Annotated in this window: 1 protein-coding gene; it reads left to right on the plus strand. The window is 62.9% G+C overall.

What is annotated here, in order from left to right; translation table 11 throughout:
* Positions 1-105: 105 nt before the first annotated feature.
* Positions 106-1,611, plus strand: a complete 1,506-nt coding sequence (locus E1N52_RS43610; RefSeq protein WP_133191248.1) for an ISNCY family transposase — start codon at positions 106-108, stop codon at positions 1,609-1,611.
* The last annotated feature ends 77 nt before the right edge of the window (positions 1,612-1,688 follow it).

Consider the following 1,688-nt stretch of genomic DNA (forward strand, 5'->3'; position numbering starts at 1 on the left):
TTGTAGTGGCTAAGTAGAAATGTCCGCTTTTGGCCAAGTTCAAATGTCCGCTTTCGAGTTGCCCGTAGCCTGACCGGCCGCTGGAGGTCCAGCGCCGGAGCTGCGATGGCTGCAACAGAACGGATAACCATGACGATGTGCGAGCTGGACAGATTCAAGGTCATTGAGGACGTGGTGGACGGCAGGCTTACGCCAACGCGCGCCGCGGAACGTCTCGGGCTGACGACCCGGCAGATCCGGCGGCTGGTGGCGCGACTCCGCGAGCATGGGCCGCAAGGCCTCGTGTCACGCAAGCGTTCGAGGCCCAGCAACAACCGGCTGGATGCCGCAACAGCCAACCGGGCACTGTCGATCATCCGCGAGCGCTACGCCGATTTCGGGCCGACGCTGGCGTGCGAGAAGCTGTGGGAATGCCACGGCATCCGGCTGGCGAAGGAATCCGTACGCAGGCTGATGATGGATGCTGGACTGTGGGTGCCACGCCGGCAGCGACCGCCGAAGGTCTACCAGCCACGTGCGCGGCGTGCCTGCCTGGGCGAACTCATCCAGATCGACGGCAGCGATCATCGCTGGTTTGAGGAGCGCGCGCCGGCCTGCACGCTGCTGGTGTACGTGGACGATGCGACGAGCCGCCTGATGCACCTGCACTTCACGGCCACGGAGTCGACCTTTAGCTACTTCGAGGCGACGCGTGCCTATATCGAGCACCACGGCAAGCCAGGCGCGCTGTACAGCGACAAGGCAAGCGTGTTCCGCAATGTGTCGCCTGGCAAGACTGGCAACCGCGTGACGCCATTCGGCCGTGCAATGTACGAACTGAACATCGATACGTTCTGCGCCAACAGCAGTTCAGCCAAGGGACGTGTGGAGCGGGCACACCTGACGCTGCAGGACCGTCTCGTGAAGGAGATGCGCTTGCGTGGCATCAGCACGCTGGCCGAAGCCAATGCCTGGGCGCCCTCCTTCATGGCATCGTACAACGCGCGCTTTGCAAGGCCACCCAGGAGCGACTTCGACGCGCACCGCCCACTACGGGAGGATGAGAGCCTTGACACGGTGCTCACGTGGCGCGAGCCGCGGAAAGTGACGAAGGCGCTCACGGTGCAGTACGACCGGGTGATGTACCTGCTCGAGGACACGCCGGAGAACCGCAAACTGATCGACCGGTATATCGAGGTGTGGGAGTATCCGGACGGGCGCATTGAACTGCGCGCGCACGGACGTATGCTGCCGTGCAGGCAGTATGACCGGCTGGCCGAGATCGATCAGGGCGCGGTCATCGAGCACAAACGCCTGAGTCACGTGTTGCAGGTCGCGCAGGCACTGCAGGCACAACGCGATAACAGCCGGATCGGCAAGGCGCCCTCGCGGACCCACCGCGGCGACTCGACCCGAACCAGGCGCAACGAACACGAACCGGGCAAGAAGAAACAACGCGAGTTCACGCAGGCGGATGTCGAGCAGGCGATCACGGATCTTGCCCAGCGTAGACAGGTGCAGCAATCGCCCCAAAAACCTGGCCGGCGGTCTGCAGGCAGCAGTGGAACTGACGCAGACACCCTTCCCGCTCAGGATCCGTCCTTCGATACCGTACAGGCTTCAGACGCATGAAAGACGAATCCTGAACCTGCTAAACCCGGACATTTGAACTTGGCCGGGAAGCGGACATCTGTATCTGGCCATGACAT

It is taken from the genome of Paraburkholderia guartelaensis (assembly GCF_004353905.1).
Lineage (GTDB): Bacteria > Pseudomonadota > Gammaproteobacteria > Burkholderiales > Burkholderiaceae > Paraburkholderia > Paraburkholderia guartelaensis.

Coding starts and splice junctions, on each gene's coding strand:
- E1N52_RS43610 (WP_133191248.1), top strand. CDS start 106: ATGGCTGCAACAGAACGGATAACCATGACGATGTGCGAGCTGGACAGA.